This is a genomic window from Roseobacter phycocola, from assembly GCF_042055075.2.
Lineage (GTDB): Bacteria > Pseudomonadota > Alphaproteobacteria > Rhodobacterales > Rhodobacteraceae > Roseobacter.
The window spans coordinates 1853052-1875446 of record NZ_CP194010.1; the positions used below are offsets into that span (position 1 = coordinate 1853052).

A 22395-nucleotide genomic window follows, 5' to 3' on the forward strand; every position below is an offset into this window, starting at 1 on the left:
TGGCTCAGCCCTTCATCACGTTGACGTCTTCCACGGCAATCGTGCCGCGGTTCCGGAAGAAACAGACCAGTATGGCCAGCCCGATCGCCGCCTCTGCGGCGGCCACCGTCAGCACAAAGAGCGTAAAGACCTGGCCCACCAGGTCGTCCAGGAAGCTGGAGAAGGCCACAAGGTTGATGTTCACCGCCAACAGCATCAGTTCGATGCTCATCAGCAGGATGATCACATTCTTGCGGTTCAGAAAGAGCCCGAAGATGCCAATGACAAAAAGCGTCGCCGCCACTGTCAGGTAATGTTCCAAACCAATCATCTTACGTCCTTTCGGGGTGCTGTGCCCCCGGCTTGGTTCCCTGTTACACCAGAGCCTGCGCTCCGGTCCGCCCGGCTGCAGGCGGTATTCCTCTACAGACCTTCCAGTCTGAATTCTGTCCTGTCGCCGCGCGCATCCGGATAAAAGGCTGCGCAGGCGCATGTTTCCTCTGTGGCTGTCTCAACCCGCACATCACGGGCAAAAACCGCCAGATCGTCTGCCATCCGCTCCAGCGTCGCGAAAACCCGTGCACCGGTCTCATGGCGCGCGATCACACTCATGGCGTCTTCGGTCCGGTCGAACGGCAGGCGGGTTCCCATGTTCTCCTCGGCGGTCCGTGCACGCAGCACCTGGCCTGGTCCGCAGTCCATCACCAGAACATCGGTTGCTGTGCCTTCCTGGCTCCACCAGTCGCGCCACATCACACGGCCCTCACCCAGGTCCACGTGATCTGCTTCACCACCGTGGCTGACATGCGTCACACGGGTACAGTCGCCCGGCACCAGCGCCTGGGCCGTACCCGCACTGAGCAGTGCAGCAATGATGACGGCGGTGCGCTTCACAGACCCTGCCCCGGTTTGACGTCCTTGAGCTCCATCGCAGCGGCCGGGTCGCGCATCATCTGCGCCACCACGTCCTGGCGCTTGACGTCGCCACGGTGGCGCAGTGTCAGCACAATCGCCCCGATCATCGCCACCAGCAGGATCAGCCCGGAAAGCTGGAACAGCAGGAAGTACTGGTCATAGAGGATCATGCCCAGAGCTTCGGTATTGTGCCGGTCAACGGGGGCGACCTGCGCACGCAGACCTTCAGCGGCTGCGTTGCTTTCCCAGGCGCCGAAAGCCATCACGAACTGCATCAGGATCACAACACCGATCAGCAGGGCCAGCGGCATATAGCGCGCCATCTCCGCCTTGAGCTCGGCAAAATCCACGTCCAGCATCATCACCACAAAGAGGAACAGAACCGCCACCGCGCCCACATAGACAATGACCAGCAGCATCGCGACGAACTCCGCCCCCAGCAGCACAAAAAGCCCCGCAGACGACAGAAACGCCAGGATCAGCCAGAGCACGGAATGCACCGGGTTGCGGCTGATCACGGTGAAAAGCCCGCCCGCAATCACGCTGATCGCAAAGAGATAAAAGGCAAAAACGATCATTCTTCGTCCTTTTCTTCGTCCAGGACCTGCTGCGCCAGTTCCAGCGCGCGGGTCATCGCAGGCAGGCCTGCAAACATCGACATCTGACCGATGGTCTCGACAATATGCTGCTGGCTGGCACCGGCCTCCAGCGCATGACGCACGGCCTGACGGAACGCCACATCATTCTGTGCGCCCTGCATGGTCAGCCCGGCCAGCGTCAGCAGCATCCGGGTCCGGGCATCCAGCCCGCCCTCGTTCAGCGTATTGCCGAACATCATTTCCATCATGTCGCGGGGCATCGTGCCCATCATCTTCTCGAACCCTTTGGGCGTGAACGCCTCCATCGCCGGAAAGGACTTCGCCATTTCCTGCGCCTGGGCCATCATGGCCGCAAAGGGGTTAGCCCCCTCAAAAGGGTTCTTCGGATCGCTCATCTGTAAGGCGCGTCCATTTCCAGATTGCGGGCGATCTCTGCTTCCCAGCGCTCGCCGTTGTCCAGCAGTTTCTGCTTGTCGTAATAAAGCTCTTCGCGCGTCTCGGTGGAGAACTCAAAATTCGGCCCCTCGACAATCGCATCCACCGGGCAGGCTTCCTGGCAGAAACCGCAGTAGATGCATTTGGTCATGTCGATGTCATAGCGCGTGGTGCGGCGGCTGCCATCCTCGCGGGGCTCCGCATCAATGGTGATCGCCTGCGCAGGGCAGATTGCCTCGCAAAGCTTGCAGGCAATGCAGCGTTCCTCGCCATTCGGATACCGGCGCAGCGCGTGCTCGCCCCGGAAACGCGGGGAAAGCGGCCCTTTTTCATGCGGGTAGTTCACCGTCGCCTTGGGGGCAAAGAAGTATTTCAGGCCCAGCTTCATGCCGACCCAGAAATCCTGAAGCAGGAAATACTTGGCGGCGCGGGTGTAGTCGATCTGTGTCATAGGTCAGCCTCCCACGGTCCAGCGCGCATAGGCGCCCCAGAACCAGTCGAATTTCGCGGCAAAGGATACAAAGACCACCCAGACGAGGCTGAACGGCAGGAATACTTTCCAGCCCAGCCGCATCAGCTGGTCATAGCGGTAGCGCGGCGTGATCGCCTTGACCATCGCGAAGATGAAGAAGAAGAACGCCATCTTGAGCACCATCCAGTGCACCCCGTCGCCCAGCAGCGGCACGTCCGCCACACCGGGGATCGGTGACAGCCAGCCACCAAAGAAGAGCAGCGTGGTCAGCGCACACATCAGGAAGATGGCAATGTACTCACCCGCCATAAAGAGCAGGAAGGGTGTCGAGGAATATTCCACCTGGTAGCCCGCCACCAGTTCGGATTCCGCCTCCGGCAGGTCAAACGGCGGCCGGTTGGTTTCCGCAAGACAGCTGATAAAGAACAGGAAAACCATCGGGAAATGCGGCAGCCAGTACCAGTTCAGGAGCCCCATGGAGCCCTCCTGCGCCGCCACGATGCCGCCGAAATTCATCGACCCCGTCGAGATGATCACCCCGATGATGATCAGGCCCAGCGACACCTCGTATGAGATCATCTGCGCCGCTGACCGCAGCGAGCCGAGGAAGGGATATTTGGAGTTGGATGCCCAGCCGCCCATGATCACGCCGTAAACCTCAAGGCTGGAAACCGCGAAGACAAACAGAATGGCCACGTTGATGTCCGACAGCACCCAGCCTTCATTGAACGGGATCACCGCCCAGGCGATCAGCGCGAGAACAAAGGAGGTCATCGGCGCCAGCATAAAGACCGTCCGGTCCGCGCCCGCCGGGACGACCACCTCTTTGACCACATATTTCAGCGCATCCGCCACCGTCTGCAGCAGGCCGTAAACGCCCACAACGTTCGGTCCGCGCCGCATCTGCACCGCCGCCCAGATTTTCCGGTCGCCGTAAACGAGGAACAGCAGCGAGACCATGACAAAGCCGACGACAGCCAGCACCTGCGCCAGGATCAGGACGGCGATGCCGCCGGGGGTGGTAAAGAAATCAGCAGCCATAGGTCCTCACACCGTCGGTATTCCAGTTTCCTTACAGGCGGCTGTGGTGCTTTTCGCATCAATCACAGCCAGTCCTTCAGGCAGGGTTGGCGAGATGGTGTAAACAGCATCTGCTGCCCACACGCCACCCTCTTCGGTCACTTTTGTACGCAAATGTCGCGCAAATCCGTATCCCCGGATCAGCGTATACTGCGCTGCGGCACATTCCGCGTATTTTTCGACGTCCGCACTGTCGCGCGCACCCGTCATCGCCACGTTCAGCTGCACCAGATCCCTGTCCAGCAGAATGGTTTCCACGCCCTTGTAACCGGGGCGGAATTCCTCTGCCTGTGGCGCAGGCGGCGCACAAGCCGCCAGAGCCAGGGGGGATATCAGAGCAATCCGCTTCATTCCGCGGCCATCGCCTCCTGTTTGCGGGCCTTTGCATTGGCCGAGAGCTCCGCCATCAGCTGAGAGGCCCGTGCAATCGGGTTGCTCAGGTAGAAATCGGCAACCGCTACGCCGAAATCTGTGTCCGAAAGCACGCCTGTTGCCACGGGCTGCCACTCGTTTTCCGGAACTTCGTCGATTTTTGCCAGATGCGGCACCTCTTGGACCAGCGCCTGACGCAGCTGTGCGATGCTGTCATAGGCCAGCTGTGCGCCACATTCTGCGGAAAGCGCGCGCAGGATCGCCCAGTTTTCCTTGGCCTCGCCCGGTGCAAAGCCCGCGCGCAGCGCCAGTTGCGGACGCCCCTCGGTGTTCACGAAAAGCCCCGGCTCCTCGGTGTAGGCCGCCCCCGGCAGAATGATATCCGCGCGGTGTGCGCCGCGGTCGCCGTGGCTGCCCTGATAGATCACGAAAGGTCCTTCCGCGATCTCGATCTCGTCGGCACCCAGGTTATAGATCACATCCGCTTTGGAAACGGCGGCCATGCCCCCTTCGTTCACCGCACCGGCGTCAATGGCGCCCACGCGGGATGCCGCCGTGTGCAGCACCAGCAGTTTACCCCCGGTGTTTTCCGCCATGTGCATTGCCATGCCAAGAACAGCGGGACCATCCGCTCCCTGGAGCGCGGCCTGCCCCAGAATGATCAGACCACCACCCATGGCCACATCGCCGGAAGGACCGGCATCGTAGAGTTTCTGCAGGTCCGCACCCGACGTGCCCGCGTGGGTATATTCATAGGTCAGGTCGACCGCCTCACCGATCAGGGTGATATTGGCGCCCTTTGTCCAGGCCTTGCGGATACGGGCGTTCAGAACCGGCGCCTCAACCGCCGGGTTCGCCCCGATGATCGCGAAAGCCTTTGCGTTTTCAATATCTTCGATGGTCGCATTGCCCACATAGGCCGAGCGGTTGTCCGCCGGCAGATGCGCCCCATCGGTACGGCACTCAACAACGCCGCCCTTGTTCTCGATGAACTGTTTCAGCGCAAACGCCGCTTCGACCGGGACCAGATCACCGACAACGCCGGCCACTGATTTGCCTTCCATCGCCGCAGCCGCTGCCGCCAGCGCCTCGGGCCAGGACGCCGGGCGCAGTTTGCCGTTCTCCCGGATATAGGGCTTGTCCAGCCGCTGCCGGCGCAGACCGTCCCAGACAAAGCGCGTTTTGTCGGAAATCCATTCCTCGTTCACGCCGTCATGGTTGCGCGGCAGGAAGCGCATGACTTCACGCCCCTTGGTGTCCACGCGGATGTTCGAACCAAGCGCGTCCATCACGTCGATACTCTCGGTCTTGGTCAGCTCCCAGGGGCGCGCCGTAAAGGCGTAAGGCTTTGAAACCAAAGCACCAACCGGGCAGAGATCTATGATGTTCCCCTGCAGATTGCTGTCCAGCGTCTGGCCCAGATACGAGGTGATCTCGGCGTCCTCACCCCGGCCCGTCTGGCCCATCTGGTGAATGCCCGCAACCTCGGTTGTGAACCGGACGCAGCGCGTGCAGGAGATGCAGCGCGTCATATGCGTCTCAACTAGCGGACCCAGATCCAGATCCTCTGTCGCGCGTTTCGGCTCGCGGTACCGGCTGAAATCAACGCCGTAAGCCATCGCCTGGTCCTGCAGATCGCACTCGCCGCCCTGGTCGCAGATCGGGCAGTCCAGCGGGTGGTTGATGAGCAGGAACTCCATCACCCCTTCGCGCGCTTTCTTGACCATGGGGGAGTTGGTCTTGACCACCGGCGGCTGGCCTTCGGGCCCGGGGCGCAGATCGCGCACCTGCATCGCACAGCTTGCTGCGGGCTTGGGCGGTCCGCCCACCACCTCAACAAGGCACATCCGGCAGTTCCCGGCAATGGTCAGCCGTTCGTGATAGCAGAACCGCGGGATCTCGATACCGGCCTCTTCACAGGCCTGGATCAGGGTCATGGCCCCATCCACCTCGATCTCGTTCCCATCAATAATGACTTTGCGTAAGTCACTCATATCATTTGCCTTCTCATCTGCGTGGCAGCCTGCACACGCGTGTTCCGTTCGTTTCCCGGGCCCGGTGCCCGCAGGGATGGCGCACGGCCGACCCCGAAATCATTTCATCGCGGCACCGGACGCCGCCCCCGGTCACTGCCGGTCTTCCCTCAGCAGACGCCCGGCGTTGGTGTCTGCCTCAATCTGCTGACGTCCCAGCGCACAATACCCTGCCGCATCAGCACTCAGACCCTGCGCCTCCAGCAACCGGGCCGCCCGCGCGCGCAGACGGTCCTTCTCTGCATCGGATTCCAGATGCGCCTCAACCTCGGCACGGGAATACCCCCGCGCCTCCGCCGTTTTCCGCAGGTCATTCAGATAGGCGTAGGCCCGGAAGAACCGCGCCGAAATCGACGGACAGGTCCTGCGGATCCTGTCTGCCAGCGCCACCGCAAAGAGCCCCTCGTCTATCACCGGAATATCCCGCAACGACGGTTTCGCACTCACCGGCGCGCTCAGCCCGCATATCACTGCTGCAATCATCATCAGCCGCACCATCCTGCTTCTCCCACTGTGCTCCGGGCACACCACTCACGTCCGGCGCCCCTCAGGGATGTGGGCGCGCAAACCGCCGTTATGCAATAACGACCGGCAGAGTGTGGATATGCGGCGCGTGGCATCACAGCGGGCAGGCCCCCCGCAGTGTCAGGGTGTCACGATCGATCAACAGCTCCTCTTCGGGCGCATCCGGATCAGTGACCCAGAGGATGTCCGAGCTGCCATAGTTCCGCACGCAATAGGCGATGCCCTCATACCGGGCCGCCTCACGCGCACCCGCCAGTGAGGCCGACACCGGTTTCGCGGTTGCGCGGAATTCATGACGCTCGCCATCCTTTTTGGCATTGGACCGGTAGAACTGCCCGTCAAAAAAGAGCGTATCTTCGTCCGGACCGCACCCCATCAGCATCAGGCCGGCCAGCAGGACGGCGCCATATGTCTTCAGGCCTGTCACTCTGCAGCAACCTCCGTACAGCGGCTGGTCTGCCACAGCCGCGCTTCCTTCAGCCAGGACCAGCCAAAGGCATGATCGCTGTCTCCGTGTTCTTTCAGATGCGCCAGACGCGCCAGCGCCTCCTCCAGCGTGGGCTCATGCCCCTCGGGCACCCACCACATCACAAAGTGCATCTCGCCCAGCACCTCGAACCATTCCTGGCGCCGTTCGTAAAACTGCTTGTGGATCGTGCCCCAGACAAATGTTTCCAGCTGCTCGACGGTCTCCCAGACCGTCAGATTGGACACATACTGCGGGTCGCCGTCGATCTTGGCTTCGGTGTTGCCCGTACCGGGCTCGCCGGAGCCTTCCATCATCCACACGAACCCTGGCATGCGTTTGCCCAGGCCATTGATCCGGTCGAGGTTGGCCATGAATTCCGCAACCCGCGGATCATCCACAGGGGCCAGCAGGCGACCCACATTCAGTTCAGCAAGATGATGTCCCTGCATGATCAGACCCTCCTCATCATGTTGCCAACCGGTGTGCGCGCGTCAATTTCCGCCAGTGCTGCCGCACAGACCGCCGCATCATCATCCCCGTCGACGCCTCTGGCCTTCAGATGCGCCGTGGCAGCACCTGAAATATCCTCCCGGCTGACGCGTGCTGCGGCGGCATTGATCTGGTCGGGCGCATATCCCCGTTCCAGCAGCGTATCAAAAAACCGCAGGTTCATTTCCGTGCTGGTGCCCAGCCGGTACCCGACCCCTGCCCCACCGCAGCGGGTGACGTAATAGCTCGCGATCCCGGCATTCTGCGCAAAATAAAGCGTGGCCTCATTCAGCTCGGCCAGCGCCTCAGGCGTGGCGGGAGCCTCCTCAACCACCGGCGCATCCGGTGCAGCACAGGCCGCCAGCGGGGCCAGAACAGCCGCCGCAATCATCAGGCGCAGTTGGCCCGCAGCGTGATATGCCCCTGCGCGCATCAAAACGCCGCCACCACAGCCATCACCGCGAGCGCAAGAATGCACAGCAGCCCCGCCGCGAAACAGGCCGACCGGGCAGACTGGTTCTCTGTCCGGATGTGCACAAAGGCCATCGCGACCCGCACCACGATAAAGAGCGACGCCAGCAGATTGACCACAAAAGGGGCAGCACCTGTCAGCACAGCCGCCACCGTCGCGGCCACAAATGGACCGGACACCTCAACCGCGTTCATAAAGGCACGCTCGGCCCTGTAGACAGGGTTGGCATAGTCGCGTTTCGGCTTACCGCAGTCACAGCGGTTTTCCGGGCTGCGCCCGCGCGTCGACACCATGCCCAGCACGGACACCAGCACGGCCCAGAGAGCCAGCGCTGCCAATGCATGGGAATATGCGTCAAAATCCACGCGTCTTACTCCGCCGCCACCGCGCTCACACGGCCGGTGCGTTTGTGCTTGATACGGTCCTCGATCTCGTCGCGGAAGTGGCGGATCAGGCCCTGAATGGGCCATGCTGCCGCATCCCCCAACGCACAGATCGTGTGGCCTTCGACCTGCTTGGTCACATCGAGCAGCATGTCGATCTCTTCAGGCTCCGCCTCGCCGGTGACCAGACGGTCCATCACGCGCATCATCCAGCCGGTGCCTTCACGGCAGGGGGTGCATTGCCCGCAACTTTCATGCTTGTAGAACTTGCTCAGCCGCCAGATCGCCTTGATCACATCCGTCGAGTTATCCATCACGATCACCGCCGCGGTCCCCAGACCGGAGCGTTGCTCGCGCAGATAGTCAAAGTCCATGATGGCATCTTTCATGTCCTTGCCCGGGATCATCGGCACCGATGAGCCGCCCGGGATCACCGCCTTGAGATTATCCCAGCCGCCCCGGATTCCACCGCAGTGCGTCTCGATCAGCTCCTCAAAGGTGATCGACATGGCCTCTTCGACCACGCAGGGGTTGTTCACATGACCCGAGATCGCAAAAAGCTTGGTGCCCGCGTTGTTCGGACGTCCGAACGAGGAAAACCACTCGGGTCCGCGCCGCAGGATGGTAGGCACCACAGCGATGCTTTCGACGTTGTTCACCGTGGTCGGACAACCATAAAGCCCCGCGCCCGCCGGGAACGGCGGCTTCATGCGCGGCATGCCCTTTTTGCCCTCCAGGCTTTCCAGAAGCGCTGTTTCCTCGCCACAGATATAGGCACCCGCACCGTGGTGCAGATACAGATCAAAATCCCAGCCCGAACCGGCAGCATTTTTGCCGATCAGGCCCGCGTCATAGGCCTCGTCAATCGCCGCCTGCAGGGCTTCCTTCTCGCGGATGTATTCGCCGCGGATATAGATATAGCAGGCATGCGCGTTCATCGCGAAAGACGCAATCAGGCACCCCTCGACCAGCGTATGCGGATCATGCCGCATGATCTCGCGGTCCTTGCAGGTGCCCGGCTCGGATTCGTCCGCATTCACCACCAGATAGGCAGGCCGCCCGTCACTTTCCTTGGGCATGAAGGACCACTTCAGACCGGTGGGGAACCCCGCACCGCCCCGGCCCCGCAGACCGGACGCCTTCATCTGGTCCACGATCCAGTCGCGGCCCTTCTTGATGATCCCGGCCGTGCCGTCCCAGTGTCCGCGTGCCTGCGCGCCGCGCAGCGTGCGGTCGTGCATCCCGTAGATGTTGGTAAAGATCCGGTCTTTATCCTGAAGCATGACGCTTACCCTTTTATTCGCTGTCGCGCGTTTCAGCGCGCACACGTCTTAACCGCAGCGCCACCACCAGAGCCCAGAAGAGCCCGGCAAGTGCCGCAAAATCAAAAAGAAACGCATAGCGCCCCGGCAGGCCCAGTTTCGGTGCCAGCCAGAGCGACAGAAGCCACAACACCATGGTGCCGACAATAACAAGGCTGACCAGCCGCCCTCTGGCGGCCAGCGCGCGTTCCTGCGCCATTTTGCCCTGATCCTGCGCACTCATGAGCGGTCTTGCCTTCCGTTCTCAGCTCTCGCGTTTTTAAGGCGGGGGCTATTCGCCCTTTGCCAGTTTCTTTGCCTGTCCGACCCAGTCGTCCCGTTCGATCCGGCCTTTGAAGCGCAGCCGCTCGTCGACCCAGGCGATGTCCTTTTTCTTCAGCGCCGCCACCTGATCAAAGTGCCAGATGCCCAGCCCGTTCAGCGTCTCTTCCAGCTTGGGGCCGACGCCACTGATTTTCTTCAGATCATCCGCACCACCCTCACGCGGCGCATCGCTGAAAGCACCCGGGCGCGCATCTGATGCAGCCGCTGGTGCTTCCTTTTTAGCCGCCGCCTTTTTGGGTGCCGCTTTTTTCGGAGCCGCCTTTTTCGGTGCAGGCTTTTTCTCTTCGGCCGGGGCCGCCGCAGGGGCTGCGGCTGCAGGCTCAGCCGTTGCGGCCGCAGGGGCTGCTGCCGCCGGCTTGGGAGCCGGAGCAGCCGGTTTCGGTGCCGGTGCCGCGGCATTTGCCGATACTTCGCCCGGTCTGGGCAGCGGCCGCGTCATGATCCAGCTGATGAGCGCTCCGAGAACAACAAAGACCACAAACCCGACGAACGCGCCCTGCATGAAGCCCCAGCCACCAAGCACCCAGAGGAGAACCGCCGCCAGCGCGCCGCCCGCAGCCGCAACAAGCCAGCTGCCGAGCGCCATGCCGATCATACCTTTATTGTTGTCCATCGTTCTTCCTCTTCGCGTTTGTCTCAATGATGCGGAACAGTGTTACCGCGTTTTGCGCTTTTTGGAAAATTTTCGCCTCAGTCCTCAGCGGCAAGCGCCACGGCCTGCCCCACCCAGTTGTCGCGGCTGACACGTCCCTTGAAACCGACAAGGTTCTGGTCAGCCCAGGCCACATGTTCCGGTGTCCATGCCGCGATCTGATCAAAATGGTAAATCCCGATGCCGTTGAGCATTTTTTCCAGCTTGGGTCCCACGCCCTTGATGCGTTTCAGATCATCAGCCCCACCTGCACGCGGACCGTCCAGTTTCGCGGGCTCTTCGCCCAGCACGTCCGCTTCGGGTTTCGCCTTTGATGTCGCCTCTGTGGCCGCCGGTTTTGCCGCTTTGGCGGGTTTTGCAGGGGCTGCAGCTTTCACGGGCTGCGCGTTGTGATTTGCACCTTTTTGCCAGGGCATCAGCAACGGCACTTCGGTACCGTCAATGCGTTTGACCGTATCACCGATATCCACCGCGAGCTGAGCCGAGGCGTTATACTGTGTCTTGCCGCTGTCGTATTCTGTGAGCGATGTCAGGCCCTTGAGCGGTTCAGCCGCATAACGCCCGTTCTGCGGACCCGGAACCGGCACTTTGCCCGCGGCCAGTTCATCAATGATCTCGCCCATGCGGTCTGCTGTCAGATCCTCGAAGTAATCCTTGCCGATCTGCGCCATCGGCGCATTTGAACAGGAGCCCAGGCATTCGACTTCTTCCCAGGAGAAGTTGCCATCCGCTGACAGTTCATGCGCGTTCGGGGCGATCTTTTCCTTGCAGACCGCAACCAGGTCTTCAGCCCCGCAGATCATGCAGGACGTGGTTCCGCAAACCTGAATATGTGCAATTTTCCCAACGGGTTGCAGCTGAAACATAAAGTAGAACGTCGCCACTTCGAGTGCGCGGATGTAGCTGAGCCCGAGCATATCGGCCACATGTTCGATCGCGGGCTTGCTCAGCCAGCCTTCCTGTTCCTGGGCACGCCACAGGATCGGAATAATGGCCGACGCCTGACGCCCTTCGGGGTATTTGGTTATCTGCCCTTCCGCCCAGGCCTGGTTCTCAGGCGTGAAGGTAAAGCTTTCGGGCTGTTCAGCGTGTAAACGGCGGAGCATCAGATTAACCTGTGTGTTTGCGGTGGCTGCGGGAGCCTCCGGCGGGGATATTTAAAGCCAGAAGAAGGAGAGCGCGCATCAGCGGTCAATCTCCCCGAAAACCACGTCCATGGTGCCGATGATGGCGGCGACATCGGCCAGCTGGTGGCCGCGGGACATATGGTCCATCGCCTGCAGGTGCAGGAAGCCGGGCGCGCGGATTTTGCTGCGGTAGGGTTTGTTGGTGCCGTCGGCCACCAGGTAGACGCCGAATTCGCCCTTGGGCGCCTCGACCGCGCAATAGACCTCGCCTTCGGGCACGTGGAAGCCTTCGGTGTAAAGCTTGAAGTGGTGGATCAGGCTCTCCATCGAAGTTTTCATATCCGACCGGCTGGGCGGCGTGATCTTGCCCCGGGCCAGGATGTCACCCTGCCCTTCAGGCGCGCGCAGCTTGGCGATGGCCTGGTGGATGATGCTGACCGACTGGCGCATCTCTTCCATGCGCACGAGATAGCGGTCGTAGCAGTCGCCGTTTTTGCCAACGGGGATCTGGAATTCGAACTCGTCGTAGCATTCGTAGGGCTGCGCACGGCGCAGATCCCAGGCCAGGCCCGAGCCGCGCACCATGACACCGGAGAAACCGTATTCCAGGATATCCTCTTCGGTCACGACGCCGATATCGGCGTTGCGCTGTTTGAAGATGCGGTTTTCCGTCAGCAGCCCGTCGATGTCATCCATCACGCGCGGGAATTCATTGGCCCAGGTCTCGATGTCGTCGATCAGCGCATCCGGCAGGTCCTGGTGCACACCGCCCGGGCGGAAATAGGCCGCGTGCAGACGCGCGCCGCAGGCCCGCTCATAGAACACCATCAGCTTTTCGCGTTCCTCGAACCCCCAGAGCGGCGGGGTCAGCGCGCCCACGTCCATCGCCTGCGTGGTGATGTTGAGGATGTGGTTCAGCACCCGGCCGATCTCGCAGAAAAGCACGCGGATAAGGGATGCGCGGCGCGGCACCTCGACGCCTGTCAGCTTTTCGATGGCCAGACACCAGGCGTGCTCCTGGTTCATCGGTGCCACATAGTCCAGGCGGTCAAAATAGGGCAGGTTCTGCAGGTACGTCCGGCTCTCCATCAGCTTTTCGGTGCCGCGGTGCAGCAGACCGATATGCGGGTCACAGCGCTCGACAATCTCACCGTCCAGCTCCAGCACCAGCCGCAGCACGCCGTGTGCCGCCGGGTGTTGCGGCCCGAAGTTGATGTTGAAATTCCGGATTTTCTGTTCGCCCGTCAGAGCGTCATCAAAACCTTTGGAGCCGTCCATCATGGTCTTTACTCCTCATCGAGGTGTGCGCACACGCGGAACACCTTTGTCAGCAGTTTCCAGGACCCGTCCACCCGGACGAACCCCAAATGATCTTCATACCGCGCCGGCGGTACATCCACAGTCAGATGCACCCGTGCAATCTCGTCGCCCGCGCTGTCCATGCCCAGAATCTCGTATTGCGCCGGCGCGGGAAAGGCGTCGCGCCCGCGCACCCGCTCCAGATACGAGGCCTTGTCCCAGAATGTTGCCTGGCCGTTTTCGATCAGCGTCATCTGGAAGTGATCATGGCACAGATCCTCAAAAACCTCCGCGCGCGCGAAATACACCGCATCGCAATAGGCCAGTGCGGCGGCCTTCAGGTCGTCTGCGCCTGTCATCCCGTCCGGCATCTCAGCGGCGCTCCAGCTCTTGCAGTTTGATGCTCATCCACCAGATCAGCCCCAGCACGCCGAGCGGGATCACACAGGCCAGCGCCCAGTATTTGTTGATCCCGAAATGCGGCAGCAGCTTGAGCAGCGGAATGACCGTCAGAACGGTAAAGACGATCCAGATCAGGCCTTCCATTATTTGGCCTCCTGCTTCTCGTCGCCGGGCAGAATGTATTCAGCCCCTTCCCAGGGGGACATGAAGTCAAACTGGCGGTATTCCTGCACCAGGTTCACCGGCTCATAGACCACGCGCTTCTGCGCCTCGTCATAGCGGACCTCGGTATAGCCGGTGGTCGGGAAATCCTTGCGCAGCGGGTGACCCCGGAAGCCGTAATCCGTCAGAATGCGGCGCAGGTCCGGGTGGCCGGAAAACAGGATGCCGAACATGTCGAACACTTCACGCTCGAACCAGTTGGCACAGGGATGCACGGGGATGATGGATGGCACCATGTCCCGCTCACGAATGCTAACGCGCAGACGCACCCGGTGGTTCTGGTACATGCTGAGCAGGTGGTACACCACATCGAACCGCTTGGCCCGGCCGGGGTAATCCACCGCCGTGATATCCACCAGCGTCGAGAACCGGCACGTCGCGTCGGTCTTCAGAAACTCCACCAGGCCGGTGATATTCGACGGTGTGACATCCAGGTTCAATTCGCCGTGGGTCACATCCCAGGACAGCACACAGTCGGCACGCTTGGCCTCGATATAGGTACCAAGTTCGTTCAGTGCGTCAGACATACACGGTCTCCTTGCCGGACAGTCTCATTTCTCACGCCCGGTCAGCGGACGATTGTGCCGGTGCGGCGGATTTTGCGCTGCAGCTGCATGATGCCATAGAGCAGCGCTTCGGCTGTCGGCGGGCAGCCGGGCACATAGACATCAACCGGGACAATCCGGTCACAGCCACGCACAACGGAATAGGAATAATGGTAATACCCGCCCCCGTTGGCGCAGGACCCCATCGAAATCACATAGCGCGGCTCGGGCATCTGGTCATACACCTTGCGCAGCGCGGGCGCCATTTTGTTGGTCAGCGTGCCGGCGACGATCATCAGATCGGACTGGCGCGGGCTGGCGCGCGGGGCGGTGCCGAACCGCTCCATATCATAGCGCGGCATAGCGGTGTGCATCATCTCAACCGCACAGCAGGCCAGACCAAAGGTCATCCAGTGCAGCGATCCTGTGCGGGCCCAGTTGATGATGTCCTCGGTCGAGGTCAGCAGGAAACCCTTGTCCTGCAGTTCCCGGTTCAGCTCCTGCGTGGCGACATCGCGGTCAGCGCCCGCAACGTTGGCTCCGGCGGCGGCTACTGCCATTCCAGCGCTCCCTTTTTCCATTCGTAGGCAAAACCGATCGTCAGCACCGCAAGAAAGACCATCATCGACCAGAAACCCACCATGGAAATGTCCTTGAAGGCCACAGCCCAGGGGAACAGGAAGGCGATCTCGAGATCGAAGATGATAAAGAGGATCGACACCAGGTAAAACCGGACGTCGAACTTCATGCGCGCATCGTCAAACGCGTTGAACCCGCATTCGTAGGCAGAGACCTTTTCGGGGTCCGGATTGCGCACGGCCAGCACGACGGCCGCGAGGATCAGAACGATTCCCAACCCCATGGCCACGGCCAGAAAAACGAGGATGGGAAGATATTCCCGAAGCATCTCTTCCAAGGGTTGGCTCCTTTTTGTCGCCGCGTTGCAGCGGTCCCGCAGTCACACGGCTAAAGTGACTGCAAAGGGTTTACGCCTGTGGCCTGTCAGGGTCAACCGATCCGGGACCGGAAAACAGCGCTTCGGAGAGGCCCGCGCGCGCGTCATGCGGGCCCCGCCTGCCCTTTGTGCAGCTGTGCAGAATGCGGACGCCCCGGCCCATAGCCGGCAGGTATGGATCACGCCTTAATCACGGTGACGCGATTTTTTTGTGATCCGGTTCCGTTCACCTTCCGTAAACCCTGCATTGTTCTGCTTCAAACGGTCGCACGGTCTGTGACTGGCGGAACACGATCCAACAAGGAACCGAAGGACACAACATGAACAGACGTTTTGCACTGAAATCCACAATCGCAGCCGGCGCACTGGCGGCCATTGCCGCATGTACACCCGCCGACACAGGCAGCGACATTGTCGACATCGCAGCCGCAGACGGCAACTTTACCACACTGGTCGCAGCCGTTCAGGCAGCCGGCCTCGTGGACACGCTTAAAGGTCCCGGCCCCTTCACCGTATTCGCTCCGACAGACGCAGCCTTTGCCGCCCTGCCCGCAGGCACGGTTGAGAACCTGCTGCTGCCCGAAAACAAGGACACGCTCACAAGCATCCTGACGTACCACGTTGTCCCGGGTTCCATCCAGGCTGCTGACGTCCTCGGCACGCGCCAGTCCGTGGCCACTGTGAACGGTCAGAACCTGCACGTTGACGGCACAGGCGGCAAAGCCGGCCCGGCCGTAAAGGTCAACGACGCCAACGTCACAGCGGCTGACATCCTGGCCACAAACGGTGTGATCCACGTCATCGACAAGGTTCTTCTGCCGAAATAACTTCTGCAGAGACCCCGAAAGGTCCGTGATCGTCCCCCGGTCGCGGGCCTTTTTTGTTGCGCTTCAGGTGTCGGTGCCAGACATCCAGGATGCTTTGCGACGGGCGAAAAAGGCATCAATTCCCTCTGCGGCCTCGTCGCTTTCCCAGCGGGCTGCCAGCGCGGCCACCGTCCGGTCAATCAGCGCATCATCAATCCGTGGTCCCAGATCGCGCGCCAGCGCTTTGGCGGCGGCCACCGCCCCCGGCGCACAGGAAAGATAGGGCTCGACCTCTGCCTCCACCGCCTCCGCCAGCGCCTCCGGCGCCACGGCGCGTGAAAGGATGCCCAGATCCACAGCCTCCGCCGCATCGAAAATCCGCGCTGACATAAAGACACGCCGCGCCCGTCCCTCGCCCATCCGCGCCAGAACATAGGGCCCGATGGTGGCCGGGATCAGCCCCAGGCGCGTCTCTGTCAGACCCAGCTTTGCAGTCTCTGCGCCGACGACCACGTCACAGACACAGGCCATGCCGACACCGCCGCCAAAGGCATTGCCCTGAACCGCCCCGATCAGCGGTTTGGGCAGCGTGTTCAGCGTCTGCAGCATTTCTGCCAGCCGCCGCGCCTCTGCCGACCGTGTTTCAGCATCCATCCCCATCTGATCACGCATCCAGCCCAGATCACCGCCCGCGCAGAACGACCTGCCTGCCCCGGTCAGCACAACGGCGCGCACATCCGCATCCGCGCCCAGCGACGCCGCCGCCTGTGTCAGTTCCGCAATCATCGCGGCGGACAGGGCGTTGTGTTTTTCCGGCCGGTTCAGCGTCAGCGTCGCAACGCCGCGCGCGTCCACGCTGATGTCGATGGTGCTGGACATGCGCGTTACTCCGACAGAATGGCGTCTTTGGGCTGACCACGCATCCTGCGCGCCATGTCCGCCGCCATCTCTATCGCGTCAATATCCAGCCCCGTGTCATAGCCCAGCGCCGCCAGATGCCGGGCTACACTTTCCGTGGCCACGTTACCCGCCGCACCAGGTGCGAAAGGACAGCCGCCAAGCCCCCCGACCGCCGCGTCAAAGACCCTCAGACCAAGGCTCAGAGAGGCATCGATATTCTCCATCGCACGTCCCCGGGTGTCATGATAATGCCCCGCAAGACGCCCCACCGGCACCACATCCCGCACCGCCAGCAGCATCCGCGCAATCGTGTCGGGCGTGCCGGCGCCAATGGTGTCGCCGAGGCTCACCTCATAGCACCCCATCGCAAAAAGCTGATCGGCCACCCGCGCCACGTCGCCCGGGGCCACCGCCCCGTCAAAGGGGCATTCCACCACGCAGGACACATAGCCGCGCACCGGCAGGTCAATATGGCGCGCCTCCTCCAGAATGGGCGCAAAACGGGCGATACTCTCGTCAATACCGGCGTTGATATTGGCTTTTGAAAACCCCTCGGACGCCGAGGCAAAGACCGCAATCTCATCCGCCCCCGCCGCCAGTGCTGCCTCGTAGCCCCGCATGTTGGGCGCCAGTGCTGCGTAACGGACCCCGGGCGCGCGCGCGATACCGGCCAGCACCTCGGCCGACCCTGCCATCTGCGGCACCATCTTCGGGGAGACAAAGGCACCCGCCTCAATGCGCCGGAACCCCGCCCCGCTCAGCTGGTCCACCAGGGCGATCTTTTCCGCCACCGGGATGTCGCGCGCCTCGTTCTGCAGCCCGTCGCGCGGACCGACCTCGAAAATCTCACATGGCCCCAGGCTCATCGTGTCGTCTCCCCCTCTGGCACCCGCGCGGTCATTCCACCGGCCAGGGCGCGTAAAAATCCTGCGCGTAGATACCGTCTCCTTTGGGCAACGCAGCGGCGAAACTTTCGCGGTCCGTGACCCGTTCGTACCAGGCGCTCAGCGCCGGATGCCCGTCCGTGCGCGCAAAGTGCCGCGCCATGTAAACAGCCTGCGCGACCGAAATATCCGCCGCAGAAAACCCGCCCGACAACAGGTAATCCCGCGCGCCCAGCGGATCCTCCAGCCGTGCCTCGATGGCATCATAGCATTTTACCAGACGTGCGGCTTCCAGTTTCATCACAATGGGACTGCGCATGCTGTCCTCGTAAAGCGCCACATGCTGCTGGGTCAGCGCGGCAGTATGCTGGCTCACGGTTTCCGCAAAATGCAGCCAGACCAGCCAGGACATCCGCTCCGGCGTGCCCGGCATCCGGCCCAGACGCTCCGGACTGAACCGTTCGCACAGGTATTCCGTAATCGCGCCCGTCTCGAACATCCGCTCCCCGTCGATCTCCAGCGCGGGCACGCGGCCCGCCGGAGACAGCGTCAGAAACGCGGGGTCCCGCAGCGTCCGGTCAAACGGGTAAGAGCGCAGCTGAAACGACGCTTCCATTTCATGCAGCAGCCACAGTGTGCGCATCGACCGGGTCTGCGGACAGTGATGCAGTGTGATCATGCGTCCCCCGCCTCCGGCTCCAGCCGGATCAGCGCGGCACCGGCCTCGACCTGGTCGCCCGCCTGCACCAGCACCTCGGCCACCACACCATCACGCGCGGCCAGCAGCGCATGCTCCATCTTCATCGCCTCCAGCAGTGCCAGCCGGTCGCCTTTGTTTACCGTCTGGCCCACGGCTGCACTCATGGCCCGCACCACACCCGGCATCGGCGCCTCGATCAGATTGCCGTCACCCGCGGCACCCGTGTCGCGCTGCAGCGGATCGAGCCACCCGTACGTTATACCGAAGGCATCAAAAACCGTGACGCTGCCACCTGATACAAAGGCGTCCGGCACCGGCGTGCCCCCGGCCTGCCAGCAGCCGCCGCGATGCTCCAGCATGATTTCCGTATTATCCACATCCCAGATCTGACTGCGGGGGCCGGTCACCGTGACACCCAGTGTCAGGTCTTCACCCGCCCGGGACAGCGTCACACCCCGCCTCATGGGTTGCCAGAGCGCAAAGCCCGCATCCTCCGGCAGATCGCCCAGACCCAGCACCGCCATCCCGGCGGCAACCCGGTGCAGCAGCGTCTCGTCCGGTGCAGCCGTCAGCGTGTCTGTCTCGCGCCCGATCAGGCCGGTATCCACCTCACCTGCGGCAAACCCCTGATGCCGTGCCAGCGCGCCCAGAAACCCGAGGTTGGTCACCGTGCCCGCCACCCGCGTCTGCTCCAGCCCGCGCGCCAGCTGCGCCAGCGCCGCCGCCCGTGTCGGACCATGCACGATCAGCTTGGCGATCATCGGATCGTACCAGGGGCTGATCACATCACCACTGCGCACACCGCTGTCGGCCCGCACGCCCGGCGGAAAAGACAGATGCTCCAGCGTGCCGGTGGCGGGCAGAAACCCCGCCGGGACATCTTCGGCATAAAGACGGGCCTCAAAGGCATGGCCCGTCAGCGACAGATCCTCCTGCCGTGCAGGCAATGGCTCTCCGGACGCCACCCGCAGCTGCCATTCCACCAGATCGACGCCCGTTACCGCTTCGGTCACCGGGTGTTCCACCTGCAGGCGGGTGTTCATCTCCATGAACCAGAACCCGTCGCGGCGCAAACCGTCCGAGCCATCCACGATAAACTCAACCGTACCGGCCCCGCTGTACCCGATGGCTTCTGCCGCCCGCACGGCCGCCGCCCCCATCGCCGCGCGCACGGCGTCGGTCATGCCCGGTGCCGGGGCCTCTTCGATCACTTTCTGGTGCCGCCGCTGCAGCGAACAATCCCGCTCAAAAAGATGCACGGCCCGCGTGCCATCGCCGAAAACCTGTACTTCGATATGGCGCGGCGCGGTCACAAATTTTTCAACCAGCACATCGGCATTGCCGAAAGCGCCCTGCGCTTCCGCCCGCGCCGAGGCCAGTGCATCGGCGAAACCCGCCGGGTCCTCCACCAGCCGCATCCCCTTGCCGCCGCCGCCTGCCACGGCTTTGATCAGCGCCGGATAGCCGATCTTTTCCGCCTCACGCGCCAGCAACGCATCGTCCTGATCCGCCCCGTGATAGCCTGGCACCACCGGCACGCCCGCCTCCACCATCAGCGCTTTGGCCGCGTCCTTGAGGCCCATCGCGCGGATCGCCTCTGCGGGCGGCCCGATAAACACCAGACCGGCCGCTTCGACGGCCTCAACGAAATCCGGATTCTCACTCAGGAAACCATAGCCGGGGTGGATGGCCTGCGCACCGCTGTCCAGTGCTGCCTGAATGATCGCCTCGCCGCGCAGATAGCTCTCTGCGGGTGCCGCACCGCCGATGTGCACCGCGCGGTCCGCCATTGCCACATGTTTCGCATCCGCATCCGCGTCCGAATACACCGCGACCGTGCCAACCCCGAGCCGTGCGGCGGTCTCCATCACCCGGCAGGCAATCTCGCCCCGGTTCGCGATCAGAATTCTGTCAAACATGGCCCATGCTCCGCGCCGCAACGGCGGCTGAAAAGGTTACCATATCCCTGCTCCCCCGTGCGCTGCGCACCGACGTAATACCGACGTTTCACCGACATGATACCGACGTGCCACCGACCCGCCCTCCGTCACATCCGGAAGACGCCGAAACGCGTCTCCTCAACCGGTGCATTGAGCGCCGCCGACAGCGACAGCGACAGCACATCGCGTGAGCGGCGCGGGTCGATAATCCCGTCATCCCACAACCGCGCAGAGGCATAGAGCGGGTGGCTCTGTGCCTCGAACTGCTCGATGGTGGGCTGGCGGAATGCCTCTTCCTCGGCTGCACTCCAGGCCTCGCCCTTGCGCTCCATCGCCTCGCGTTTCACCGTCGCCAGCACGCCCGCGGCCTGCGGCCCGCCCATCACCGAAATGCGGCTGTTGGGCCAGGTCCACATGAACCGCGGGCTGTAGGCGCGCCCGGCCATTCCGTAGTTGCCCGCCCCGAAAGAGCCGCCCACCAGCATGGTGATCTTCGGCACACTGGTCGATGCCACAGCCGTAACCATCTTGGCCCCATGCCGGGCAATTCCCTCGTTAGAATATTTGCGCCCGACCATAAAGCCGGTAATATTCTGTAGGAAAATCAGTGGGATACGGCGCTGCGAGCAGAGCTCTACAAAATGGGTGCCCTTTTGTGCGGATTCGGAAAACAGCACACCATTGTTGGCGACGATGCCCACCGGGCAGCCTTTGATATGCGCAAACCCGGTCACCAGCGTTTCGCCGAACCGCGCCTTGAACTCGTCAAACCGCGAGCCATCAACCAGGCGCGCGATCACCTCGCGGATGTCATAGGGCGTGCGCAGATCGGCCGGCACAACACCCAGCAGTTCGGCGGGATCATAGGCGGGTTCTTCGGGTGCGGCCCAGGTCACCGTGTCCGGCTTTTTGTGGTTGAGCGAGCGGACCGCGCGGCGGGCGAGCGCCAGCGCGTGACCGTCGTCCTCGGCCAGATAATCCGCCACGCCGCTCAGACGGGTGTGAACATCACCGCCGCCGAGATCTTCGGCGCTGACCACTTCGCCCGTGGCCTCTTTGACCAGCGGCGGCCCCGCCAGAAAGATAGTACCTTGATTCCGAACGATAATTGAGACATCTGACATGGCCGGCACATAGGCACCACCAGCCGTGCAGGAGCCCATGACAACCGCAATCTGCGCAATCCCCGCAGCACTCATGCGCGCCTGATTGTAAAAGATCCGCCCAAAATGATCCCGGTCCGGAAAGACCTCGTCCTGGTTGGGCAGGTTGGCCCCACCACTGTCCACCAGGTAAATGCACGGCAGGTGGTTTTCGGCGGCAATTTCCTGGGCGCGCAGGTGCTTTTTGACGGTCATCGGATAGTAGGTGCCGCCCTTCACGGTCGCATCATTGCACACAACCATCACATCGATCCCTTCGACCCGGCCAATGCCTGCAATCACACCGGCACAGGGGGCATCGCCCCCGTAAAGTCCGTGCGCGGCAGTCGCGCCGATCTCCAGAAACGGGCTGCCCGGATCAAGCAGTTCCGCCACCCGGTCACGCGGCAGCAGCTTGCCCCGCGCGACGTGCCGCGCGCGCGACCGCTCGCCGCCACCCAGTGCCGCAGCCTCCGCCGCCGCCGCAACATCAGCCAGCGCGGCAAGATGCGCCTCTTCATTGGCACGGAAGTCGTCTGACCCGGTCAGCACCGAAGATGTCAGACGCATCGGGCATACCCCTGAACGCGGCGCGGTCCCGAAAACCTGTTGTAAATCAGCGTCATGTCCGCGGCTCCTCTGAACTTTGCGGCACGGTATCCGCTGGCAGACGGCGTCCGAAACGGTCTGCGGAATAGCGGTACGGCCTGCCGTCCGGCGCTGTGCAGGTCACGGTGATCCAGACACCTTGGCCCGTGCCCGGACGGGCGACGCAGTCTGTCCGCTTTGCGCCCGCGCCAACGGTGCTCGTGTATTCTGCGGCAAATGTTTCGATCACATCCGTCTCCGTTATCGTCGCCGCGATCCACCCCATCCGGAACCCCCACCCGGCGGCGGCGACCGCCAGGCAGGCCAGCGGTGCAAACCAGAGCCACCGCGGCATGGCTGTCAG

General features: G+C 62.6%; 30 protein-coding genes. 1 reads left to right on the forward strand and 29 read right to left on the reverse strand.

Annotated features, from left to right (window positions below; genetic code table 11):
* Positions 1–4: 4 nt before the first annotated feature.
* From nuoK to AB4K19_RS09215, 23 genes are all read right to left on the reverse strand, one after another.
* Entirely contained in the window at positions 5–310 is a 306-nt protein-coding gene (gene nuoK, locus AB4K19_RS09105; RefSeq protein WP_039686350.1) for an NADH-quinone oxidoreductase subunit NuoK, read from the reverse strand.
* 92 nt (positions 311–402) lie between these two features.
* Complete coding sequence (locus AB4K19_RS09110) at positions 403–873, reverse strand: hypothetical protein (protein WP_436399480.1); 471 nt, start codon at positions 871–873, stop codon at positions 403–405.
* Positions 870–1472, reverse strand: a complete 603-nt coding sequence (locus AB4K19_RS09115; RefSeq protein WP_436399481.1) for an NADH-quinone oxidoreductase subunit J — start codon at positions 1470–1472, stop codon at positions 870–872. The genes AB4K19_RS09110 and AB4K19_RS09115 overlap by 4 nt, the downstream gene beginning before the upstream one ends.
* A complete protein-coding gene (locus AB4K19_RS09120) occupies positions 1469–1888 on the reverse strand; it encodes a carboxymuconolactone decarboxylase family protein (protein WP_375228081.1) in 420 nt (139 codons plus the stop codon). Before AB4K19_RS09120 ends, AB4K19_RS09115 begins: the two co-directional genes overlap by 4 nt.
* On the reverse strand, positions 1885–2379 hold the full coding sequence (gene nuoI / locus AB4K19_RS09125; RefSeq protein WP_375228082.1) for an NADH-quinone oxidoreductase subunit NuoI: 495 nt from the start codon (positions 2377–2379) through the stop codon (positions 1885–1887). The genes AB4K19_RS09120 and nuoI overlap by 4 nt, the downstream gene beginning before the upstream one ends.
* Positions 2380–2382: 3 nt before the next feature.
* A complete protein-coding gene (gene nuoH, locus AB4K19_RS09130) occupies positions 2383–3441 on the reverse strand; it encodes an NADH-quinone oxidoreductase subunit NuoH (protein WP_375228083.1) in 1059 nt (352 codons plus the stop codon).
* Positions 3442–3447: 6 nt separating this feature from the next.
* The gene (locus AB4K19_RS09135; RefSeq protein WP_436399482.1) at positions 3448–3831 is read right to left on the reverse strand and encodes a hypothetical protein; all 384 of its coding nucleotides are present in this window, start codon (positions 3829–3831) and stop codon (positions 3448–3450) included.
* Positions 3828–5846 (reverse strand): NADH-quinone oxidoreductase subunit NuoG, encoded by a 2019-nt coding sequence (gene nuoG / locus AB4K19_RS09140; protein WP_375228085.1) that lies wholly within the window; start codon positions 5844–5846, stop codon positions 3828–3830. Before nuoG ends, AB4K19_RS09135 begins: the two co-directional genes overlap by 4 nt.
* Positions 5847–5978: 132 nt before the next feature.
* Positions 5979–6371 (reverse strand): DUF5333 domain-containing protein, encoded by a 393-nt coding sequence (locus AB4K19_RS09145; RefSeq protein ID WP_375228086.1) that lies wholly within the window; start codon positions 6369–6371, stop codon positions 5979–5981.
* Between the two features lie 133 nt (positions 6372–6504).
* A complete protein-coding gene (locus AB4K19_RS09150) occupies positions 6505–6837 on the reverse strand; it encodes a hypothetical protein (protein WP_375228087.1) in 333 nt (110 codons plus the stop codon).
* The gene (locus AB4K19_RS09155) at positions 6834–7328 is read right to left on the reverse strand and encodes a DUF3291 domain-containing protein (protein WP_436399483.1); all 495 of its coding nucleotides are present in this window, start codon (positions 7326–7328) and stop codon (positions 6834–6836) included. Before AB4K19_RS09155 ends, AB4K19_RS09150 begins: the two co-directional genes overlap by 4 nt.
* A gap of 2 nt (positions 7329–7330) precedes the next feature.
* Complete coding sequence (locus tag AB4K19_RS09160) at positions 7331–7801, reverse strand: DUF5333 family protein (protein ID WP_375228089.1); 471 nt, start codon at positions 7799–7801, stop codon at positions 7331–7333.
* Positions 7801–8205 (reverse strand): MAPEG family protein, encoded by a 405-nt coding sequence (locus AB4K19_RS09165; RefSeq protein ID WP_375228090.1) that lies wholly within the window; start codon positions 8203–8205, stop codon positions 7801–7803. The genes AB4K19_RS09160 and AB4K19_RS09165 overlap by 1 nt, the downstream gene beginning before the upstream one ends.
* Positions 8206–8210: 5 nt before the next feature.
* Positions 8211–9506 carry an NADH-quinone oxidoreductase subunit NuoF gene (gene nuoF, locus AB4K19_RS09170; RefSeq protein ID WP_375228091.1) on the reverse strand — a complete coding sequence of 432 codons (1296 nt, stop codon included), beginning with the start codon at positions 9504–9506 and terminating at the stop codon, positions 8211–8213.
* 13 nt (positions 9507–9519) lie between these two features.
* Positions 9520–9768: a DUF5337 domain-containing protein gene (locus tag AB4K19_RS09175; RefSeq protein ID WP_375228092.1), complete on the reverse strand. Its 249-nt coding sequence runs from the start codon at positions 9766–9768 to the stop codon at positions 9520–9522.
* A gap of 48 nt (positions 9769–9816) precedes the next feature.
* On the reverse strand, positions 9817–10482 hold the full coding sequence (locus AB4K19_RS09180) for a hypothetical protein (protein WP_436399484.1): 666 nt from the start codon (positions 10480–10482) through the stop codon (positions 9817–9819).
* A 77-nt stretch (positions 10483–10559) separates the two neighbouring features.
* The gene (gene nuoE, locus AB4K19_RS09185; RefSeq protein WP_375228094.1) at positions 10560–11627 is read right to left on the reverse strand and encodes an NADH-quinone oxidoreductase subunit NuoE; all 1068 of its coding nucleotides are present in this window, start codon (positions 11625–11627) and stop codon (positions 10560–10562) included.
* A 78-nt stretch (positions 11628–11705) separates the two neighbouring features.
* On the reverse strand, positions 11706–12926 hold the full coding sequence (locus AB4K19_RS09190; protein ID WP_375230870.1) for an NADH-quinone oxidoreductase subunit D: 1221 nt from the start codon (positions 12924–12926) through the stop codon (positions 11706–11708).
* An 8-nt stretch (positions 12927–12934) separates the two neighbouring features.
* Complete coding sequence (locus AB4K19_RS09195) at positions 12935–13306, reverse strand: nuclear transport factor 2 family protein (protein WP_375228095.1); 372 nt, start codon at positions 13304–13306, stop codon at positions 12935–12937.
* A gap of 13 nt (positions 13307–13319) precedes the next feature.
* Positions 13320–13493, reverse strand: a complete 174-nt coding sequence (locus AB4K19_RS09200) for a hypothetical protein (protein WP_375228096.1) — start codon at positions 13491–13493, stop codon at positions 13320–13322.
* Positions 13493–14098 (reverse strand): NADH-quinone oxidoreductase subunit C, encoded by a 606-nt coding sequence (locus AB4K19_RS09205; protein ID WP_375228097.1) that lies wholly within the window; start codon positions 14096–14098, stop codon positions 13493–13495. The genes AB4K19_RS09200 and AB4K19_RS09205 overlap by 1 nt, the downstream gene beginning before the upstream one ends.
* Positions 14099–14139: 41 nt before the next feature.
* On the reverse strand, positions 14140–14676 hold the full coding sequence (locus tag AB4K19_RS09210; protein ID WP_299404088.1) for a NuoB/complex I 20 kDa subunit family protein: 537 nt from the start codon (positions 14674–14676) through the stop codon (positions 14140–14142).
* Entirely contained in the window at positions 14667–15032 is a 366-nt protein-coding gene (locus AB4K19_RS09215; protein WP_375228098.1) for an NADH-quinone oxidoreductase subunit A, read from the reverse strand. Before AB4K19_RS09215 ends, AB4K19_RS09210 begins: the two co-directional genes overlap by 10 nt.
* 359 nt (positions 15033–15391) lie before the next feature.
* Between AB4K19_RS09215 and AB4K19_RS09220 the strand changes: the two genes are divergently transcribed.
* Complete coding sequence (locus AB4K19_RS09220) at positions 15392–15898, forward strand: fasciclin domain-containing protein (protein WP_375228099.1); 507 nt, start codon at positions 15392–15394, stop codon at positions 15896–15898.
* A gap of 63 nt (positions 15899–15961) precedes the next feature.
* On the opposite strand, the gene AB4K19_RS09225 is transcribed toward AB4K19_RS09220, so the two are convergent.
* The 6 genes from AB4K19_RS09225 to AB4K19_RS09250 form a co-directional block, all read right to left on the reverse strand.
* Positions 15962–16756, reverse strand: coding sequence for a crotonase/enoyl-CoA hydratase family protein (locus tag AB4K19_RS09225; RefSeq protein ID WP_375228100.1), 795 nt, complete (start codon positions 16754–16756; stop codon positions 15962–15964).
* 5 nt (positions 16757–16761) lie between these two features.
* Positions 16762–17643 carry a hydroxymethylglutaryl-CoA lyase gene (locus tag AB4K19_RS09230; protein ID WP_375228101.1) on the reverse strand — a complete coding sequence of 294 codons (882 nt, stop codon included), beginning with the start codon at positions 17641–17643 and terminating at the stop codon, positions 16762–16764.
* Positions 17644–17674: 31 nt separating this feature from the next.
* Positions 17675–18340 carry a glutathione S-transferase family protein gene (locus AB4K19_RS09235; protein WP_375228102.1) on the reverse strand — a complete coding sequence of 222 codons (666 nt, stop codon included), beginning with the start codon at positions 18338–18340 and terminating at the stop codon, positions 17675–17677.
* On the reverse strand, positions 18337–20280 hold the full coding sequence (locus AB4K19_RS09240; protein WP_375228103.1) for an acetyl/propionyl/methylcrotonyl-CoA carboxylase subunit alpha: 1944 nt from the start codon (positions 20278–20280) through the stop codon (positions 18337–18339). Before AB4K19_RS09240 ends, AB4K19_RS09235 begins: the two co-directional genes overlap by 4 nt.
* A 128-nt stretch (positions 20281–20408) precedes the next feature.
* Positions 20409–22013, reverse strand: coding sequence for a carboxyl transferase domain-containing protein (locus AB4K19_RS09245; RefSeq protein WP_375228104.1), 1605 nt, complete (start codon positions 22011–22013; stop codon positions 20409–20411).
* Positions 22014–22065: 52 nt separating this feature from the next.
* Complete coding sequence (locus AB4K19_RS09250; RefSeq protein WP_436399485.1) at positions 22066–22386, reverse strand: hypothetical protein; 321 nt, start codon at positions 22384–22386, stop codon at positions 22066–22068.
* Positions 22387–22395 lie beyond the last annotated feature (9 nt).